We start from the raw sequence: 17,280 nt of genomic DNA, 5'->3' as shown, positions 1-17,280 counted from the left end.
TTCCGGGCCGCTTCTTTGTCAGCGGCGCATTTGCAGTTTGCAACAAAGAGGCATGGATGTTCCTGTCATTAAATGGGAAAATAATCCACGTTAGAGCGGTTTCAACAGAGGGGTTTCATGTACAAGAAAGTCATTTCGGCGCTGGCCGTCACGGTGGCGCTCGCCAGCAGCGCATTCGCGAACGACGGCCAGACGGCACTCGGCGGTGGTCTTGGCGCGGCGGCGGGTACCGCGCTGGGGCATTCGATGGGCGGCAAGAGCGGTGAAGTGCTCGGTGGCGCGATTGGTGGCGCCCTCGGTGCGGGGGTCGCGTCAGACAAGCGTGGCAAGAACGGCGCGATGATCGGCGGGGCGATTGGTGGCGCGTCCGGCGCTGCCGTGGGGCGCTCGACCGGCGGCAAGAACGGCGCGATCATCGGCGCAGGCCTTGGCGGTGCGGCCGGTTCGGTGATCGGCAAGAACGTCAGCGAGCCGAAGGGCGGCAACTATGACTCGCACCATCGCCATCATCGCCATGGGCATGATGATGACGACTGGGTGCCGCCGGGCCATCGCAAGCATCATCGCCATGGCGATTGGGACGATTGAGCGGCCCGCGCCCAACAAAAGAAAGCCCGCACATGCGGGCTTTTTTCATGGCGGTGCGACCTTGCGCCGGGCAAGGCGTTGCCAGATCCAGCCGCCCGGGCTGTTGCGCCCGTGCTGGGCATAGTCGAACGCATTGGCGTTTTGCAGCGCGAGCTGCAGCCGCATATGCGCGCTGTGCGGCCCTGCCAGCAGCAGGGCGTCGCCCGCCACGAGGGGCGTCTGCGGCGACGGCAGCAGCGTGATCTGCCTGGCGCGCCGCAGCATCAGCGGCACCAGCGGCAGCCGGCTGTCGCGGGCGGCGCTGTCGCGCAGAGCGTCGCCCAAGGTCAGCGGTGCGTCGGCCATGAGGTGCAGATACGCCGCGCGGGCCTCTGAAATGTTCAAGGTGATACCGCGTATGTCGGGGACCTGTGCCGGGCACACCGCTTCGATACTGCCGATCAGTTGCGCCGCCCAGTCGTTGTCTTGCGTGCGCATGCGCGTGAGGAATTCCGAAAGCAGGGGCGTCGTCAGCGTGGCCAGGCATTCCTGCGCGATCAGGCGGCTTGGCACCAGCGCGAAATCGCCGACGAAGGCATCGAACAAGGCGCCGTTCGCGGCTTGGTTCTGGCGCATCACGACGAAGATCGAAGGGTTCAGTTCGCGTGCCGTGACGGCGATGGACAGGTTGTTCACATCGTTGTCGGTGCCGGCGACGATGCCTGCGGCAGTGCGGACGCCTGCCGCCAGCAGCGGTTCGGCTTCGGTGCCGAGGCCGGCAATGCAGCGCCGGCCCGGCTGCTCGGGCGGATCCGGGGTGATCAGCGTCACCGGCAGCGCCTCGCTGTCGAGGGCGGCCACAATCGCATGGCCAAAGCGGCCGTAGCCGCATACGATCCAGTTGCCGCGCGGGGGGCGATGCGGCGTTGGCGTGGCTTCACCCGGGATGCCGGTGAGCAGTTGTTCGAGGCGAAAGACCTCGGGCGCCCGCACCGCCAGCGCGAGCTGGTCGGCAAAGCGGCGGAAGGGGTTGATGACATGGTCGGTGCCGAACGAAGCCATGTTGGCGCTGACGGCGTCGGACCGCGCCCGTGCGAGCACCGGTATCTCGGGACGCAACAGGCGCACCGCAATCGCCACCGCCAGGTTGGCCTCTTCAGAACTGGTCACCGCCAGCACCCCGCGGCACTTCGGATGCAGCAGGCCGGCGAGCTTGAGCAGTTCCGGCGCGCGCGCGTCGCCCGCAAGCGCCGGTGCATCGGCACGCCATTCGAGCAGGTCGAGTTCCTGCACGCGATGCTCCGACAACTCCAGCACGACGAAGCGGGTGCAGATGCGATCGAAGGCACTGCCGATCAGCGTGCCGGTCTCGCCGCAGCCGCAGATCAGGTAGAACGGTTCGCGCAGGCGTCGCACCGCGCGGGCGAAGCGGATCTTCGCGAATGCAGCCTGGAAGCCCTTGTCCTGCAGCAGTCCGAGCAGGGTGATGATCGAGTAGGACCAGCCGATCACGGTGAGGTAGATGCAAAGCACCGTCCACATCCGCTGCGCGTCGGAGAACGCGCCGGGGATTTCGCCAAAGCCGATGGTGGTCGCGGTGTAGCTGACGAAGTAGAAGGCGTGGAAGAAGCTCATCGGCGGCGCGGGTCTGCCGTCGGCGTCGATGCCCGGGATGAGCGCAAGGCCCAGCACCGAGATCGCGTAGATCGCGATCAGCACGATCAGCGGCGCACGCATGCGCCGCAGCATCAGGAAGATGACGCTGTCCATGGCGCGCCCGTCAGCGGCGCATCATCACGGTTTCGGCGATGAGGATGATCACGGAGACGACGTTGGCGAGCATCGCGCCGGCCGCCAGCGAAACGACGCTGGCAGTAACGCCCGGGGTCATGCCGACGCCGGAGACATGGACCGAGTAGGCCCAGTAGATTGCGGCCGCGATCAATTGCAGGTCCGCCACCAGGCTGGTGGCGAGATGGATGGCGCCGATCTGCGTGCGGTCGCCGAACTTCAGCACGGTCGCGATCAGGTTCACGACGATCGCGGTGAACAGTTCAAAGACGTCGTGGTGCACCGGGTTGTCGATATCGCCGACGAAGAAACCGAAGTTCATCGTCGCAGCCAGCACGATGAAGAAACCGAAGACGACCTTCTCGAGATTCATGCGTGGCTCCTGCGGGCGGGGTCGGCCCGATTATGCGGTGTCTGCGCTGCTCACGTCAGCCACCACGCGTGGCGACGCAATTGCGGCCGCGTGCCTTGGCGTCGTAAAGCGCCTCGTCGGCGCGTCGCAACATGCTGCTGACCGTGTCGCCAGCCGCGCTGGCGGTGACACCGAAGCTGGCACTGATGCCACGGTCGGTGAACCAGCGCGAGGTATCGATCGCAAGCACGCGTTCGCGCAGTCGCTCGGCCATCTGCGCGGCTTCTTCGAGCCCGGTATCCGGCAGCATCACGAGGAATTCCTCGCCGCCAATGCGGCCAACGCAGGCCGGTTCGCGCACGATCTCGGTGAGCGCCTTGGCCACTTCGCGCAGGATGTCGTCGCCAACCAGATGGCCGAACTTGTCGTTGATCGGTTTGAAATGGTCGAGATCCGCAATCAGGGTCGCGCAGCTTGGTCCTTGCGGGGTCCCCAGCCACTCGCTGAGCCGGCCCAGGATGTCGCGCCGATTCGGTAGCCCGGTCAGCTCGTCGGTATTTGCGAGCGCTTCCATGCGCTGGCTCGCGCGGCGGTGGCGCACCACCAGCGTGGCGAGGATCAGCGTCAGCACGGTCGCCAGCGCGATCACCGCGGCCTGCAGGCGGCCGACGGTGCGTTCCTGTTCCAGCGCGCGCTCGGTCACCGCCTTTTCGCGTAGCAGCAGGGTGTTTTCCTTGTCCTTCGCGGCGGTGTCGAACTCCACTTTCAGTGTCGCAAAGCGTTGGTCGAGCTGACGCAGCAGCAGGGTGTCGGAGGTGTTCTTGAATTCGACCTGACGTTCGTATGCCGCGCGCCAGTCGTTGAATTCGGCGTAGGTGGCCGACAGCGCGCGATAGGTGTCGCGCAGTTCGGCGAGCGAATCGGCACTGGCGAAAGTCGTCGCCGCCTCTTGCAGCGCGGCAATGCTTTCCGGATAGCGTTTCTGCAGACGGTAGCTGATACCGCGTTGCAGCAGGATCTGCGCATGCAGGCGGGCATCCGGTGCGCCTTTCGCGGCGGCCTCGGCACGCGCCAGGTAGGCCGTGGCGCACGTTGCATCGCCGGTGGCGTTGCAGACACTGGCGAGTCCTCGCAGGGCGTAGGCCTCGCCGCGCGAGTAGCCGAGTTCATGGTTGATCGCGAGCGATTCTTCGAAGGCTTGCTTGGCTTCGTGCCACTCCCCGAGGTTTTCATGCGCGCGGCCGAGGTTGTGCAGCGTTACCGCCTGTTCGCGCCGGGCGCCCTCGGCGATGTGGCCCTTGAGCGACTGCATGTAGTAGTGCTTGGCCTGCGCATAGTCGCCCATGCGGTTGTAGAGGATCGCGATGCCGTTCAGGGCGGTGCGCGCGCGCGAGGTGAGCGACAGCTTCTCGTACAGCGACAGGGCGCGGCGCTCGTCGATCAGGCCTTCCGCGTATTGGCCCAGCAAGGCGCGCATGTAACCGCGCTGATACAGCGAATCGGCCAGCATCTCGCTGTCATGGGCGCCCTCGGCAAAGCGCGCGGCCTCGTCGAACCTCGCCAGGGCTTCATGTGTCTTGTTGGCAAGTTCAAGCAGTTGCCCTTCGCACAGCATGATGCCCGCGCGCAGCCCGGTGCGCTTCACCTTGGGCATCAGCGCCCAGGCAGCATCGATTTCGGATTGCGCTGCCTGCGGGCTGCGCTCGCCCTGATAGTCGCAGAGCACCAGGCGGGCGGCGACCTCCAGATCCGGGTCCGGCCGCGCTTTCAGCGCATCAAGCGCGCTCTCTGCATAGCGCTGGCTGGCTTCCGGGTTCAGCCTGATGTTGGCGCGCGCTTGGTCCACCAGGCTCGCCGCATCCGGTGCCGCGGCGACGGCCGATGCGAAAGACACGCCGGCTACAGCGAGGGCCAGCGCAATCGCAAACGGGGTATTGCGGCGGGAGGGCGACATCGGTCAGCTAAATGGCGAAAGCGCGATTCTGGCCGAGAGTGCCTGCAGCGGCAAACCCGGCCCGGCTTTAACGACCGGCAGGCTGGTCCGCCAGATGCTCCGCCTTCCACTGCATTGCGGTGCGGATGCGTGTGCGGCCACTCGGGTGGTCGTAGAACAGGAACTCTTCCCACGCCGCCGGTTCCATCTTGCGGTACTCCGCCAGGCGCACCGCGGCCTGCGCGAAACCATCCGGTTCGCGGGCGGCGTTCAGGCCGTAGAGATCGGCTTCGAACTCGGCGGTCCGGATCACCGTGTTGGTGATCGGCGTGCCGATGAACCCCAGCACCGCGAATATCGCGACCAGCACCGGCAGGGCCGCCACGTCGCCGCTGCCGCGCAGGCCCCAGGTGCCGCCGTGCCGTGCGATCAGGCGCTCCATCGCCCAGCGTGCCAGCGCGAAGCCGATGATGGTCAGCACGGTGAAGGTCAGCAGGTGCTTGTACACGTGATTCAGTGCGTAGTGCCCGATCTCATGCCCCATCACCGCGCGGATCTCGGCCGGGCTGGTGCGCTTGAGCAGGTTGTCGTTGAGCGAGATGCGCTCGGTGCCCATGAAGCCGCTGACGTTGGCGCTGATCCGTTTGGTCTGGCGCGAGGCGTCGAACTCGTACACCTCGGTGGCCGGCACCTGGTTGGCGCGCGCCAGCGACAGGATCTCGCTGCGCACCTTCGGATCGGACAGCGGCTTGTAGTCGTTGAACAGCGGTGCGATGAACACCGGCCCCAGCACCATGCCGATCATCAGGAAACCGGTGGCGATGGCCGAACCCCACAGCCACCAGGTTTTCGGCGCGCGACGGATCGCGCCCCAGACTGCCGCCACCGCCGGCGCCATGAACAGGATCGAGACGAACAGGCCCTTGAGCTGATCGAGCGCCCAGTCCGCCAGCGTCTGGTTCGACATGTTGTACGCATGCTCTCGCCAGTAGCCCTCGTAGGCGTTCAGCGGCAGGCTCAGCAGGGTCACCAGGATCAGGTATTGCGCGGCGTAGGCCATGCTCTGCAGGGGCTTGTAGCGGGTCAGCCGCTCGGCATTGTTGCGCAACCGCGCCGACAGCCCGCCGCGCAACAACAGCCAGGCGACGAGAAGGGCGAAAACGAGGTCGACGAGTTGCAGCCAGTAGCCGCCTTCGTAGTAAGCGTCCGATCGCAATTTCGCCTCATGCGGGATCGTGTCCAGCCAGGCGCGTGTGGCCTGTTCGGCGTCAAAGGCGCCCGCGGCGAGCGCGCAAGCCGGTGCCGCGAGCAGGGCGAGGAGCGGGACGAGGGGAGCAAGGCGGCGCAGTTGCATGGCGTACAGATCCGGTGAAGTGACCGGCCGCATTATCCCGACTGCATCGCACGCTGTCGGCAGGCTTTGTATCGAAGCTTGTCGGCCTCGATCTGCCCCCAAGCTGTGCCGTGCGCACGTCGCTGTGTTGCTCGCTTGTGACGGCGCCCCCGAAGCCCGGCTCAATGCGCGGATGGCAGTGCGACTGAATCTGGCGCGGTGACCTAGCCGAACACCGCCACGATCTGATATCCGAACGCAGCGAGTTCGCCCTGCGGCGTCCACAGTTCGGCGCGTTCGTGCGAGTAGCCGGCGCTGAAGGCGACCATGCCGGTGTCGTGGCGCCACCAGGCGTCGGGTGAGGGTGCGCTGGCGCAGTGCAGCAGTTCGAGCGCCCAGGTCACCGAACTGCCCATGGTCGGGCGGTCGAAGTGGCCGAAGGCGACCGGCGGTGCGGCGTCGCCGAGCAGCACGCAGAGCAGTTCGTGGTCGATCGTTTCATCGCGCAGACGCAAATGCACCTTCATGTCGCGCGCACTGCCGCCGGCAAAGGGCGCGTCGCCTGCGGCCCAGCGGAACTCGACATGCTGGGTGAAGGCGGGCGAGACGCCCTCGACGTAAGGCATGGCCCGCAATGCTTCGGGTGCCGGCGCCGCAGGTTGCGGCGGGGCGAATGTGCCAATCGTCGACTGGCGGGCGAGGCCGAAGCTGCCGACCAGCAGGCAGGCGGTGTCCTCGCCCACCTTCAGCGCGGCTTCGACCTGCCGCATCGCCTTGCCTTCGCGTACCACCCGTACATCGACCCGCAGCGGTCCGGCCGGCACCGGGCCGACGAAGCTGGTCTGCAGGCCGCGCAGCGGCCGCTCGGCGCCGGCGACGTCGCGCATCGCCTGCACCGCCAGCGCGGCACTGACGCCGCCAAAGGCGGTACGGCCTTGCAGCCAGTCTTCGGTCAGTTCGAAGAACACCGTATCGCCGCGGTGGCTGCGGTTCTCGATCAGGGCGGAGAAGGGTGTCAGGACCATGTGCGCGGCCTCGTTCTTAGGCAAGTTTGACGAGCATTTTGCCGGTGTTTTCGCCGCGGAAGAGGCCGATGAATGCGTCTGGCGCGGCGGCGAGGCCCTCGCGGATCGTGTCGCGCGTCTGGATCTTTCCGGCCGCGAGCCAGCCGGCCATCGCCTTCACGAACTCGGGGTAGTGTCCCCAGTGGTCGGAGACGATGAAGCCTTCCAGCCGCAGCCGCTTGACGATCGCCAGGCCGAGATTGGCCGGGCCGCGCGGCGCTTCGGTGGCGTTGTACTGTTCGATCATGCCGCACAGCGCGACGCGCCCGTTCGGCTTGAGCAAGTTGAGCGCCGCTTCGAGGTGGCTGCCGCCGACGTTCTCGAAGTACACGTCAATGCCTTCCGGCGCTGCCATATGCAGGGCGGCGGTGAGGTCGCGGGCGCTGCGATAGTTGATCACCGCGTCGGCACCCAGCGTGCGTGCCAGTTCCGCCTTCTCTTCGCTGCCGACGCTTGCGACGACGCGGCAACCGAGGATCTTTGCGATCTGCACCGCGATCGTGCCGACCGCGCCCGAGGCGGCCGAGACGAAGACCGTCTCGCCCGGCTGTGCGCGGGCGATGCGGGTCAGCCCGGTCCACGCCGTCATGCCCGGCATGCCGATGGCCCCCAGCCAGGCCTGCGGTGGCGCGAGGCGGGTGTCGATCAGGTGAAACGCGCTATCGGTGGCGACCACATGCTCGCGCCATCCGAACTGGTGCAGCACCACGTCACCCACCTTCAGGCGCGGGCTGCTCGACTCGATCACCTCGCCCACCGCGCCGCCATCCAGCGCCTTGCCGATCTGGAACGGCGGGATGTAGCTCTCGCGATTCACCATGCGGCCACGCATGTAAGGGTCCACCGACATCCACAGGTTCTTCACCAGCACTTCACCCTGCTTGAGTGGCGGCACCGGCGTCGTCGCCAGTTCGAAATTCGCAGCGGTCGGCAGACCCGCCGGGTAGGAGGCGAGACGGATCTCGCGGGTCGATTCGATGAACATGGTGTGTTCTCCAGTCCCCGCCCATGGGCGGGGTATCAAGTGTCAGAGCAGGGTGATCTGGACGTCGAGATTGCCACGTGTCGCGTTCGAATAGGGGCAGACTTCGTGCGCCTTGGCAATCAGCGTTTGGGCGGTGTCGCGGTCCAGGCCCGGCAGGCTCACTTCGAGGGCTGCGCTCAGCACGAAGCCGCCCGAGGCATTGGCACCGATTCCGACACGCCCGGTGACCGAAGACTCGGTGATGTTGATCTTCGCGGCGCGTGCGACATGGCGGATCGCGTTCTCGAAACAGGCTGAATAGCCGGCGGCGAAGAGTTGTTCGGGGTTGGTGGCGAGCTTGCCGGAACCGCCCAGTTCGCGCGGCAGCGCGAGGGTCACGTCGAGGGCGCCGTCGCTGCTGACGGCGCGGCCTTCACGGCCGCCGGTGGCGGTGGCAACAGCGGTGTAGAGGGTCTTCATGTCGGGGTCTCTCGTGGGTAGGCTGCCGGGGCAGCGGGTGAGAGGCACTGTATCGATCGGCTCGGCATTAATCCAATGCATGATTAGAATTGCGGTCATGACTGAAAGTAATGATTACGCATGGCCGATCTGAACGGTATCGATCTGAACCTCCTGGTGGCGCTGCAGGCCTTGATGCAGGAGGCGCATGTCACGCGCGCCGCCGAGCGTCTGGGCGTCACGCAGCCGGCGATGAGTCGCACGCTCGGGCGCCTGCGGGCGCTGTTCGGCGACCCGCTGTTCGTACGCACGCCGAGCGGGCTCAAACCGACACCCCGCGCCGAGGCGCTGCGCGAACGGCTCGACGCGACGCTGGCCGACGTCGCTGGCCTGATTGCACCGCCGCTGTTCGACCCGGCGCAGGCGCGTGGTCGCTGGTGCATCAGCACCACCGACTACGGTGCCAATTCGATGCTGCCGCGCGTCGTCGAGCGCTTGCACCGCGAGGCGCCGCAGCTCGACCTGACGATCAGCGCCTGGCGCGACGACCAGGGCTATCGCCAGCTCGAAAGCGGCGAGGCGCAACTCGCGCTTGCCACGGTGGCGCAGGCGCCGGCCGGCATCCATGGGCGCGGGCTGGGCGACGACCAGTTCGTGTGCCTGCTGCGTGCGGGGCATGCGGCCTTGTCGCAGGACTTCGATCTCGAGACCTTCCTGAAGCTTCCGCAGATCCTGATCCACCTCGGTGGCGCCGATCCGCGCGGGGTGGTGGATCTGGCGCTGGAGCGCATCGGGCGCGCGCGGCGGGTGGCGGTGCGGGTCGCCAACTTCATGGCGGCGTTGTCGATCGCGGCGCGCAGCGACATGGTGGTGAGCGTGCCGCGCACGCTCGCGCGGCTGTATGGCAGCGGCCTCGGGCTGGTGGAACGCGAAGTGCCGCTCGATCTGCCGCGTATCCGTTACGCCTTGCTATGGCATGAGCGCCTGCACCACGACCCCGGCCACAGCTGGTTGCGCACCCTTTGCTTCGAGGAAATCACGCGGGCGCTGGCCGATTGCCATTGAAAGTGTTGCATCGGCAGGAATTTGCACTGCACGGATCGCCTGTTGCTGGGACAATCGCGCTTCGCCCGAGACAAGAATAACGATTCATGAGCCAGACCTCCGAATCCTCGCTATCGCTGCGCCAGGTCCTCACCGTCCCCTACGTCGCGCTGATCCTGATCCTCGCGGTCACCATCGGCATCCTGTCCTACGTCGCCGGCAGCCGCGCGGTGGCGACGGTATCCGACCACCTGCTGATCGAAACGGTCGGCCGCATCGGGCAGGCGGTCGATCGGCATGTGGTGGGTTCGGGCGCGGTGCTCGAAGCCGTGTTCCCGAATGGCATGCCGGCGCCGGCATCGATCGAGAGTGACCTGGGCAGCTTGCGCACGCGCATGTGGATCGCCACTTCGCTGCACATCGACCCCAACAACTACGCGTACTACGGCAACCGCGCCGGGCAGTTCATGGGGCTCTGGCGCAATTCGCTCGACGACGGTGAACTGCGCCTCAAGCTCAAGGCGGAAGACGCGCGCACCTTCTACAACTTCAAGGGCATCAGCGGCGAGTTGCAGGAGGCTTCACGCGAGGCCAAAGTCTATGACCCGCGCTTGCGCCCCTGGTACAAGGCGGGAGAGAGCGCCCGCATGCACACCTGGACGGCGGTGTACATCGACTTCCGCCACGGTGGCCTGGTCGCAACCCGCGCCCGCCGCGTGCTCAATGCCGCCGGAGAGTTTGAGGGTGTCGTCGCGACCGACATCTCCCTCAAGGGGCTCAATGACTTTGTGGCGAATCTGGCGTTGTCGAAGAACGGCATCGCCTTCATCGTCGAGCCCAACGGCGACCTGATCGCATCCTCCGCCAGCCCCAACATCGCCCGCCAGCCCGACGGCAGCAACAAGCGCCTGGCCGCCGCCGACAGTGGCCACCCGCTGCTGGCCGCCACTTATGCCGAGGTGCGCGACACCCTCGCCTCGCTCAAGCAGGCCAAGCTGCCGCAGACGCGCACCTTCTCCGGGCCCGACGGGCAGACGATCCACGCCGCTTTCGACCGGGTCAAGGACGATGCCGGGCTGGAATGGATTACCGTGGTTGCCGTTCCGGCGAGCGATTTCATGCAGGGCGTGACCGAGAACGTGTTGCGCACGGCCATCGTCGGCGGCTTTGCGGCACTGCTCGCGGTGGTGCTCGGCCTGCGCATCCTCGGCTGGGTGGCGGGCGATCTGCGCCGCCTGTCGCAGTCGGCGCGTGCGATCGGTGAAGGTGACCTGGAGTCGCCGGTCGGCATTCGCCGCAACGACGAAATCGGCCAGCTGGCGCGCAGTTTCGAGGTGATGCAGCAACGCCTGCGCACCGACAAACTCACCGGCCTGGCCAACCGCGACGCGTTCATGCGTCGCCTCGACGGCCGTATCCACCGACACCGTCGTCTCGCCGACGGCATACCCTTTGCCGTGCTGTTCGTGGACCTCAACCACTTCAAGCAGGTCAATGACCGGCTCGGCCATGAGGCGGGCGACAAAGTGCTGGTCGAAATCGCCGAACGCCTGCGCGAGGCGGTGCGCGCTTCCGATTTCGTCGCGCGTTACGCCGGGGATGAATTCGTCGTGCTGCTCGACCGGGTCGAGAATCGCGATCAGGCCGAACGGGTGCGTGCCCATATCGAACACGTCCTGGCGCAGCCGCTGCGCAGCGTCGACCCGGCACCGCTGGGCGAACAGGCGCTGGGTGGCGCAGTCGGAATGGCGCTCTTCCCGCTCGATGGTGACGAGGCTGAATTGCTGATGCGCGTTGCCGACCGCGAGATGTACACCCGCAAATTCGGCGCGCGCGGCGAACGCCCGTGGGGCGACAGCGAAGCCACACGGCAGTGATGCGGCCGCCGAAAACGCACGCGGGCGGGACTGGAAATCGGCGGCCTGCGCCCCGATCATCCGCGCATGGATAACGCAGAAATCGCCCGCGCCCTGCAGCAGCAAGGCGCGTTCCTGGTCTTCGCCAACGTGCTGCTGCAGCAACTTGGCCTGCCGGTGCCGGCGGTGCCGACGCTCATCGCCGCGGGCAGCCTTGCGCTCGGCGCGCCGTCGCTGGCACTGATGCTGGCCGCGGCAGTGCTGGCCTCGGTGCTGGCAGACGCCGTCTGGTACTTCGCGGGGCGTTTCTTCGGCTACCGCGTACTCAACGGGTTGTGCCGGCTCTCGCTCAACCCGGCGTCCTGCGTCAATCAGACCGAAAGCCGCTTCCTGCGCTGGGGGTTGTGGTCGCTGGTCGTGGCCAAGTTCATCCCGGGGTTCGCGACGGTGGCGCCGCCGATCGCCGGCGCCTTGCGCATGCCACTGGCGCGTTTCCTGTTCGCGGCGGCGCTCGGTGCCGGGCTGTGGGCAGGCCTTGCCCTGCTCGCCGGGGCGCTGCTGCGCGGGCAGATCGAGGTGCTGGTCGCGCTCGCCCTGCGCTACGGTTTCAACGCGCTGCTCATTCTCGGTGCGGCACTCGCGTTGTGGCTGGCCTGGAAATTGTGGCTACGCCAGCGTTTCGAGCGCCTCGCGGCAATGCCGCATATCAGCCCGTCAGACCTGCGCGCGATGCTCGTCGCCGGCCAGCCGGTCCGCATGGTTGATCTGCGCGGCGCGACCTTGCGTGCTGAAACGGGCGAGCTGCAGGACTTCGTGGTCGCGGACTACAGCGCCGCCTCGCTTGCCGCCGCCGTTGCGCAGTGGCCGCAGGATGCGCTCGTCGTGACGCTGTGCGCGTGCCCCGAGGATGCGGGGGCGGTGCATGCGGCCAAGGAAATCAAGGCGCTCGGCTATCGCAACGTGCGCCCGCTGGAGGGCGGTTTCGACGCCTGGCGCACGCATCTCGAACAAGACCGCCCTTAGCGTCCGCCCGAAGTGGCGCTTTATCGACGCGCACCGCGCCGGATAGACTCGCGCGTTTCGCCTTCCGCCGCGTCCGCCGATGACCTTGCTTGCACCGCCCACCGTCTCGCCCGAAATTCTCGATAGCACCCTGCGCACCGGCGGTTTTGCCGCACTGGATGCGCACGGCCTGTGCGCACTGACCGGCGCCCGCCTCGAAGGGCTTGAAGCCTTGCGACCATCCTGGGATCGTTTGCCGGCCGACGCCTACTTGCGCGATGGCGGCCGTTACCGGTTCCGCCGTCATGCCTGCTTCGTCTTCGATGCCGGATCACATGCGCTGACGCTGCAAGCGCATCGGGCGCATTGGCAACCGGTGTCCTACAACGCGCTGCACGGCGGCATCGAACGCTGGTTCGCGCCGGTTGAAGCGGAGACCCTCGCGTCGCCCGACTGGCAGGCGTTGCTGGTCGGGCTGGCTTCTGTCCTGGCGCGTGTGGCCGGCGTGGCGCAGTGGTTCATCGAAACCCACCAGTTCCGCATCGATACCGCCGACGGCATCGGGCGCCCGACGCCGGAAGGCGCCCATCGCGACGGCGTGGATTACGTCGCAGTGATGCTCGTCGGGCGGGCAGGCATCAAGGGCGGCGAGACCCGTGTATTCGAGGCCGACGGCCCGGCAGGCGTGCGCTTCACGATGACCGAGCCGTGGACGGCGCTATTGCTGGACGACGCGCGGGTGATCCACGAATCGACACCCATCCTGCCGCTTGCCGCGGGCGGGCATCGCGACACCCTGGTCGTCACCTTCCGCAGCGGCGGCTTCCAGGGGCCGTGATCACGGTTTGGCCGGGGCGAGGCACTGCCCCTCACCCGCGTCGAGCACTTCGGCATTGGGCAGGCCGATGAACTGCCACTGGTAGCTGCCTTCGCCCAGGGTGAGCCTAAGCACGCCGTGGCGCTGTGAAATCCGCGCGGCACTGATCGCCGGTCGGCTCGGGTTCACCGGGTAGAGCCCGGCGCCCCCGGTGCCGACCACGAAGCTGCGGATGCCGCGATCGCTGGCAGCACCGCTTGCGTCGAGCGGCACGAAGCGCTCGTAGTGGTGATCGTGCCCGGCCAGCACCAGTGATACCCGGCCGCGCTGGGCCGTCCGCCACAGCGCATCGGCCTCGGCGTTGTTGCCATGCGCGCCGCTGGAATAGCGCGGGTGATGCCACATTGCGATGACGCACTGGCGCGTATTCGCCGCGAGTTGTTCCGACATCCAGCGCGCCTGCGCCGAATCCGGGCCCATGTCGATGTTGCTGTTCAACCCGAGGATCAGCCAGTTGCCGAGCGTCTGGGCGTAATAGCCCAAGGGCGCGGCCGGAGCGCCGAAATAGGCGTAGAACGGCGCGCCGGCGGCAGTGCGGTAGTCGTGGTTGCCCGGCACCGCCAGAGTGTCGGGCTTGAAACGCCCCCAGGCCGGATCGAAGCAATCGGCGAACTCCGCGGCCGTCCCGTTCGGGTAGACCTGGTCGCCGAGCAGCAGCAGGTGCGACGAGGTGTCGGCCGGCAGTTTCGCGCGGTCTGCTGCAATCAGCGTGGCGACGTCGCGGTGGGCATTTGTCCGGCAGTCGGCGATGTCACCGACCGCGTAGACCACCTCCGGCACATTGGCGGATGGCGCGGCAGACCGCGCGGCGGCCGACAGGCCCGCTAAGGCGAGCAAGAGGGAAACACGCAGGATGAGCTTCATGGCAGTTGGCGGCGCAACGGGAAAGCCGTGAGCGTAGCAGTTTGTGGCGGATGCGCTTGGCGCCGGCAATGCGATCGCGCACCATCGCACAATCGCCGTCGTCGGCATGCCACCTGCAATCGCGCGATGCGAAAGACAGATGTGCTGCCGCAAAACCTGTGAAGCCTCCCGATCCTGATGCGCCTGATCCAGAACGTCATCATGCTCGCCTGTGCCGCCGTGCTGAGTGCCTGCATGCCGGCGGCGCAGCGCAACCCGCTTGCCGATACCTGGACCCCCTCACCCAATCACGGGGCGCGGCGGATCAGTCTGGTCGTCATCCACCACACCAGCGACGGGGACGCGGCGCAGGCGCTGCGTACGCTGACCAACCCGCTGCTCGAAGTGAGTGCGCACTACCTGCTCACCCGCGACGGCCAGATCGTGCAGCTTGTCGACGAGCGCGAACGCGCCTGGCATGCCGGGCAATCCCGCTGGGGCGCGATCACCGATGTGAACGCCGCGTCGATCGGCATCGAACTCGATAACACCGGCGACGAGCCGTTTCCCGCCGCGCAGATGGCGGCGCTTTACCGCCTGCTCGCCGATCTGCGCGAGCGACATCGCCTCACGCCGCTCGCCTTTGTCGGGCACGCCGACGTCGCGCCCGGCCGCAAGGTGGATCCGTCGTCCTTCTTTCCCTGGCGCGAGATGGCGCGGCGCGGCTTCGGGCTCTGGTGCGACGCGCCGATGGCGAATCCGCCGGCCGGGTTCGATACCGCGCTGGGCTTGCAGGCGATCGGCTACGACCTCAAGGCGCCCGACGCCGCGGCGATGGCCTTCGCGCTGCACTACGGGGCGCCGCAGACCGGCCTTGCCGGGCTCGACCCGGCGCTGGTCGCCTGCATCGCGGAACAGGCACGCGCTGTGCCGTCGCCCTGACGCGCCTCAGACGTTGAGCGATTCGCCGCTCACATAGAACTGCCCGCCGGCGACATAGTGCAACGTGCGCAATGCCGGGTCGGCCTCGTCGAAATGCCAGCGCCCGTTCGAGAACACCCGCGCATCGGCCGACGCCGCCACAACCTCGCCGAGAAACAGGTCGTAGGCCTGTTGGTTGTGAGGTTCCGGGATCACGCGGCATTCCAGCCAGCCGACGCAGCCGGCCACCAGCGGTGCGGCGAGCACATCGGCCGCGAGTGCGCCGATGCCGAGCGCGTCGAACTTGTCGCCCTCGCGCCCGGAACAGCCGCCGGCGGCGATCACCTGCGCAGCAATTGCGCGGCTCGGGATGTTCAGCACGAACGCACCCGAGGCTTCCACCAGTTCGCGTGTGAAGGTGCTCTTGTCGATCACGACCGCGACCTTGGGCGGTGAAAAATCCAGCGGCATCGACCAGGCCGCGGCCATGAGATTGCGCCGCTCGCCATGGGCGCTGCTGACCAGCGTGACCGGGCCGTGGTTGAGCAGACGATAGGCTTTGGCGAGTTCGACGGGGGTTCGCATGAGGGCTCCGGGCGGTACTGTGCAGGCAGGCATTGTCGCGGATTGCTGCTGGCAAGTGATACGCCGGCGACACATGGAGCACGATCGTGCCGCTTACACTGCGGCCTCGCTCACGGGTTGTCGCCGATGCCGCTCACGCACCTCCTGCTCGCCCTTGCCGTGGTTTTCGTGTGGGGCACGAATTTCGTGGTGATCAAGCTCGGGCTCGCCGAGCTGCCGCCCTTCCTGTTTGCCGCGCTGCGTTTCACGCTGTCGGCGTTCCCGCTGGTGTTCCTCCTGAAGCGGCCGCAGGCGCCCTGGCGCAAGCTGGCAGCCTTCGGTTGTTTGCTCGGCGTCGGCCAGTTCGGCCTGCTGTTCCTCGCGATGCGCGCGGACATCTCGCCCGGGCTGGCCTCGCTGGTGATCCAGTCGCAAGTCTTCTTCACCATCGGCCTGGCGCGCTGGCAACGCGGCGAGGGGCTGCAGCGTGCGCAGGCAATTGCCCTCGCGCTGGCGCTCGCCGGCATTGGTGTGATCGCCGCGCACGTCACGGCAACGGGCAACCACACGGTGACGCTGAGCGGGCTGCTGCTGGTGCTGTGCGCCGCCATGGCCTGGGCGGCGGCGAATACGGTTGCGCGCAGCGTCGGCAAGGTCGATGTGCTGGCCTTCATGGCCTGGTCGAGCCTGTTTGCGGTACTCCCGCTTTTCGCGCTCAGCGCGCTGCTCGATGGGCCGGCCGCGATCATCGCCGGCATCGGGCATGCTTCGGCGCTGGCGTGGAGCGCGGTCGTGTGGCAGGCGGTGGGCAATACGCTGTTCGGTTATGGCGCCTGGAACTGGCTGCTGGCGAGGCATCCGGCGGCGACGGTGGCGCCCACGGCCTTGCTCGTTCCGGTATTCGGCATGGGGGCGTCGACCATGCTTGCCGGCGAATCGCTGCCGGGCTGGAAGTTGCTCGCGGCGGCGTTGGTCATGGCCGGGCTGGCGCTGAACCTGTTCGCGGACCGTCTGCGCACCGCGCGCGGCTGAGCGGCCTCAGAACGGCGCGTCGCTGCGGATGCGGAGCAGGGTGCCGGACACGGGGTGCGGCAAGGTGAGCGTGGCGGCATGCAGCAGCAGGCGCGGCGCGGCCGCCTGGCCCCTGGTGGTGCCGTAAAGCGCGTCGCCGAGAATCGGGTGGCCGATCGCCTGCATGTGCACGCGCAGCTGGTGGGAGCGCCCGGTTACCGGCGTCAGCGCGACCCGGGTCGAATGGGTTGATCGATTGCGCGACACGACCTGCCAGTGGGTCAGTGAGGGTTTGCCGATGGCGTGGTCGACCTTTTGCCGCGGCCGGTTCGGCCAATCCGTAATGAGTGGCAGGTCGACCGAGCCGGCATCCTCAGCCAGCAGGCCTTCGACCTCTGCGACGTAGCCTTTCTCGACGGCACGCGACTGGAACGCGACACTCAGCGCCCGCTGCATCGCTGCGCCCCGCGCGAACACAAGGATCCCGGACGTCGCCAGGTCGAGCCGATGCACGATCAGGGCGTCGGCGTATTCGGCCTGCACACGCGCGGCGAGGCAGTCCTGCATGCCTTCGCCACGGCCCGGCACCGATAGCAGGCCGGCGGGTTTGTCGACGATCAGCAGGGCATCGTCGCAGTGGAGCAGGGCGAGACCGGTGTGGGCCGGTGGGTGGTAGGGAATCTGGTGCATCTGGGTGTT

17 protein-coding genes are annotated in these 17,280 nt (G+C 67.4%); 7 read left to right on the top strand and 10 right to left on the bottom strand.

Features of this window, described 5'->3' with window-relative positions:
- Positions 1-117: 117 nt before the first annotated feature.
- Positions 118-588, top strand: coding sequence for a YMGG-like glycine zipper-containing protein (locus tag GGR36_RS22175; RefSeq protein WP_183637737.1), 471 nt, complete (start codon positions 118-120; stop codon positions 586-588).
- Between the two features lie 45 nt (positions 589-633).
- Here GGR36_RS22175 and GGR36_RS20095 read toward each other — a convergent pair whose 3' ends face one another.
- From GGR36_RS20095 to GGR36_RS20065, 7 genes are all read right to left on the bottom strand, one after another.
- Entirely contained in the window at positions 634-2,337 is a 1,704-nt protein-coding gene (locus GGR36_RS20095) for a potassium channel family protein (RefSeq protein WP_183637732.1), read from the bottom strand.
- A 10-nt stretch (positions 2,338-2,347) separates the two neighbouring features.
- Complete coding sequence (locus GGR36_RS20090; RefSeq protein WP_183637729.1) at positions 2,348-2,731, bottom strand: DUF6394 family protein; 384 nt, start codon at positions 2,729-2,731, stop codon at positions 2,348-2,350.
- Between the two features lie 55 nt (positions 2,732-2,786).
- Positions 2,787-4,664, bottom strand: a complete 1,878-nt coding sequence (locus GGR36_RS20085; RefSeq protein ID WP_183637726.1) for a diguanylate cyclase — start codon at positions 4,662-4,664, stop codon at positions 2,787-2,789.
- A 67-nt stretch (positions 4,665-4,731) separates the two neighbouring features.
- The gene (locus GGR36_RS20080; RefSeq protein WP_183637723.1) at positions 4,732-5,997 is read right to left on the bottom strand and encodes a M48 family metallopeptidase; all 1,266 of its coding nucleotides are present in this window, start codon (positions 5,995-5,997) and stop codon (positions 4,732-4,734) included.
- A 203-nt stretch (positions 5,998-6,200) separates the two neighbouring features.
- Positions 6,201-7,001, bottom strand: coding sequence for an acyl-CoA thioesterase (locus GGR36_RS20075; protein WP_183637720.1), 801 nt, complete (start codon positions 6,999-7,001; stop codon positions 6,201-6,203).
- Positions 7,002-7,017: 16 nt separating this feature from the next.
- Positions 7,018-8,025, bottom strand: coding sequence for an NADP-dependent oxidoreductase (locus tag GGR36_RS20070; RefSeq protein ID WP_183637717.1), 1,008 nt, complete (start codon positions 8,023-8,025; stop codon positions 7,018-7,020).
- 42 nt (positions 8,026-8,067) lie between these two features.
- Entirely contained in the window at positions 8,068-8,484 is a 417-nt protein-coding gene (locus GGR36_RS20065; RefSeq protein WP_183637714.1) for an organic hydroperoxide resistance protein, read from the bottom strand.
- A gap of 120 nt (positions 8,485-8,604) precedes the next feature.
- Between GGR36_RS20065 and GGR36_RS20060 the strand changes: the two genes are divergently transcribed.
- The 4 genes from GGR36_RS20060 (at position 8,605) to GGR36_RS20045 (ending at position 13,203) form a co-directional block, all read left to right on the top strand.
- Positions 8,605-9,528, top strand: coding sequence for a LysR family transcriptional regulator (locus GGR36_RS20060; RefSeq protein ID WP_183637711.1), 924 nt, complete (start codon positions 8,605-8,607; stop codon positions 9,526-9,528).
- 86 nt (positions 9,529-9,614) lie between these two features.
- Positions 9,615-11,384: a sensor domain-containing diguanylate cyclase gene (locus tag GGR36_RS20055; protein ID WP_183637708.1), complete on the top strand. Its 1,770-nt coding sequence runs from the start codon at positions 9,615-9,617 to the stop codon at positions 11,382-11,384.
- Positions 11,385-11,450: 66 nt separating this feature from the next.
- Positions 11,451-12,386, top strand: coding sequence for a VTT domain-containing protein (locus GGR36_RS20050; RefSeq protein ID WP_183637693.1), 936 nt, complete (start codon positions 11,451-11,453; stop codon positions 12,384-12,386).
- 79 nt (positions 12,387-12,465) lie between these two features.
- Complete coding sequence (locus tag GGR36_RS20045; RefSeq protein WP_183637690.1) at positions 12,466-13,203, top strand: 2OG-Fe dioxygenase family protein; 738 nt, start codon at positions 12,466-12,468, stop codon at positions 13,201-13,203.
- Here the strand turns inward: GGR36_RS20045 and GGR36_RS20040 are convergent, their stop codons facing one another.
- Positions 13,204-14,106, bottom strand: coding sequence for a metallophosphoesterase family protein (locus GGR36_RS20040; RefSeq protein WP_183637688.1), 903 nt, complete (start codon positions 14,104-14,106; stop codon positions 13,204-13,206).
- A gap of 177 nt (positions 14,107-14,283) precedes the next feature.
- On the opposite strand from GGR36_RS20040, the gene GGR36_RS20035 reads away from it, so the two are divergent.
- The gene (locus GGR36_RS20035) at positions 14,284-15,027 is read left to right on the top strand and encodes an N-acetylmuramoyl-L-alanine amidase (RefSeq protein ID WP_183637685.1); all 744 of its coding nucleotides are present in this window, start codon (positions 14,284-14,286) and stop codon (positions 15,025-15,027) included.
- 6 nt (positions 15,028-15,033) lie between these two features.
- On the opposite strand, the gene GGR36_RS20030 is transcribed toward GGR36_RS20035, so the two are convergent.
- Complete coding sequence (locus GGR36_RS20030; RefSeq protein ID WP_183637682.1) at positions 15,034-15,591, bottom strand: flavin reductase family protein; 558 nt, start codon at positions 15,589-15,591, stop codon at positions 15,034-15,036.
- Positions 15,592-15,717: 126 nt separating this feature from the next.
- Between GGR36_RS20030 and GGR36_RS20025 the strand changes: the two genes are divergently transcribed.
- Positions 15,718-16,602, top strand: a complete 885-nt coding sequence (locus GGR36_RS20025; RefSeq protein WP_183637678.1) for an EamA family transporter — start codon at positions 15,718-15,720, stop codon at positions 16,600-16,602.
- A 6-nt stretch (positions 16,603-16,608) separates the two neighbouring features.
- On the opposite strand, the gene GGR36_RS20020 is transcribed toward GGR36_RS20025, so the two are convergent.
- On the bottom strand, positions 16,609-17,271 hold the full coding sequence (locus GGR36_RS20020; RefSeq protein ID WP_183637676.1) for a pseudouridine synthase: 663 nt from the start codon (positions 17,269-17,271) through the stop codon (positions 16,609-16,611).
- Positions 17,272-17,280 lie beyond the last annotated feature (9 nt).

The sequence above is a fragment of the Niveibacterium umoris genome, assembly GCF_014197015.1.
GTDB lineage: Bacteria > Pseudomonadota > Gammaproteobacteria > Burkholderiales > Rhodocyclaceae > Niveibacterium > Niveibacterium umoris.
The sequence above is the reverse complement of the archived record's forward strand: the minus strand, read 5'-3'. Positions and strand labels throughout refer to the sequence as shown.

Excerpts from the sequence above, each read along its gene's own strand:
- GGR36_RS20075 (WP_183637720.1), bottom strand. The coding sequence starts at position 7,001 with ATGGTCCTGACACCCTTCTCCGCCCTGATCGAGAACCGCAGCCACCGC.
- GGR36_RS22175 (WP_183637737.1), top strand. The coding sequence starts at position 118 with ATGTACAAGAAAGTCATTTCGGCGCTGGCCGTCACGGTGGCGCTCGCC.
- GGR36_RS20090 (WP_183637729.1), bottom strand. The coding sequence starts at position 2,731 with ATGAATCTCGAGAAGGTCGTCTTCGGTTTCTTCATCGTGCTGGCTGCG.
- GGR36_RS20045 (WP_183637690.1), top strand. The coding sequence starts at position 12,466 with ATGACCTTGCTTGCACCGCCCACCGTCTCGCCCGAAATTCTCGATAGC.
- GGR36_RS20020 (WP_183637676.1), bottom strand. The coding sequence starts at position 17,271 with ATGCACCAGATTCCCTACCACCCACCGGCCCACACCGGTCTCGCCCTG.
- GGR36_RS20040 (WP_183637688.1), bottom strand. The coding sequence starts at position 14,106 with ATGAAGCTCATCCTGCGTGTTTCCCTCTTGCTCGCCTTAGCGGGCCTG.
- GGR36_RS20055 (WP_183637708.1), top strand. The coding sequence starts at position 9,615 with ATGAGCCAGACCTCCGAATCCTCGCTATCGCTGCGCCAGGTCCTCACC.
- GGR36_RS20085 (WP_183637726.1), bottom strand. The coding sequence starts at position 4,664 with ATGTCGCCCTCCCGCCGCAATACCCCGTTTGCGATTGCGCTGGCCCTC.
- GGR36_RS20080 (WP_183637723.1), bottom strand. The coding sequence starts at position 5,997 with ATGCAACTGCGCCGCCTTGCTCCCCTCGTCCCGCTCCTCGCCCTGCTC.
- GGR36_RS20060 (WP_183637711.1), top strand. The coding sequence starts at position 8,605 with ATGGCCGATCTGAACGGTATCGATCTGAACCTCCTGGTGGCGCTGCAG.
- GGR36_RS20070 (WP_183637717.1), bottom strand. The coding sequence starts at position 8,025 with ATGTTCATCGAATCGACCCGCGAGATCCGTCTCGCCTCCTACCCGGCG.
- GGR36_RS20025 (WP_183637678.1), top strand. The coding sequence starts at position 15,718 with ATGCCGCTCACGCACCTCCTGCTCGCCCTTGCCGTGGTTTTCGTGTGG.
- GGR36_RS20095 (WP_183637732.1), bottom strand. The coding sequence starts at position 2,337 with ATGGACAGCGTCATCTTCCTGATGCTGCGGCGCATGCGTGCGCCGCTG.
- GGR36_RS20030 (WP_183637682.1), bottom strand. The coding sequence starts at position 15,591 with ATGCGAACCCCCGTCGAACTCGCCAAAGCCTATCGTCTGCTCAACCAC.
- GGR36_RS20035 (WP_183637685.1), top strand. The coding sequence starts at position 14,284 with ATGCGCCTGATCCAGAACGTCATCATGCTCGCCTGTGCCGCCGTGCTG.
- GGR36_RS20050 (WP_183637693.1), top strand. The coding sequence starts at position 11,451 with ATGGATAACGCAGAAATCGCCCGCGCCCTGCAGCAGCAAGGCGCGTTC.
- GGR36_RS20065 (WP_183637714.1), bottom strand. The coding sequence starts at position 8,484 with ATGAAGACCCTCTACACCGCTGTTGCCACCGCCACCGGCGGCCGTGAA.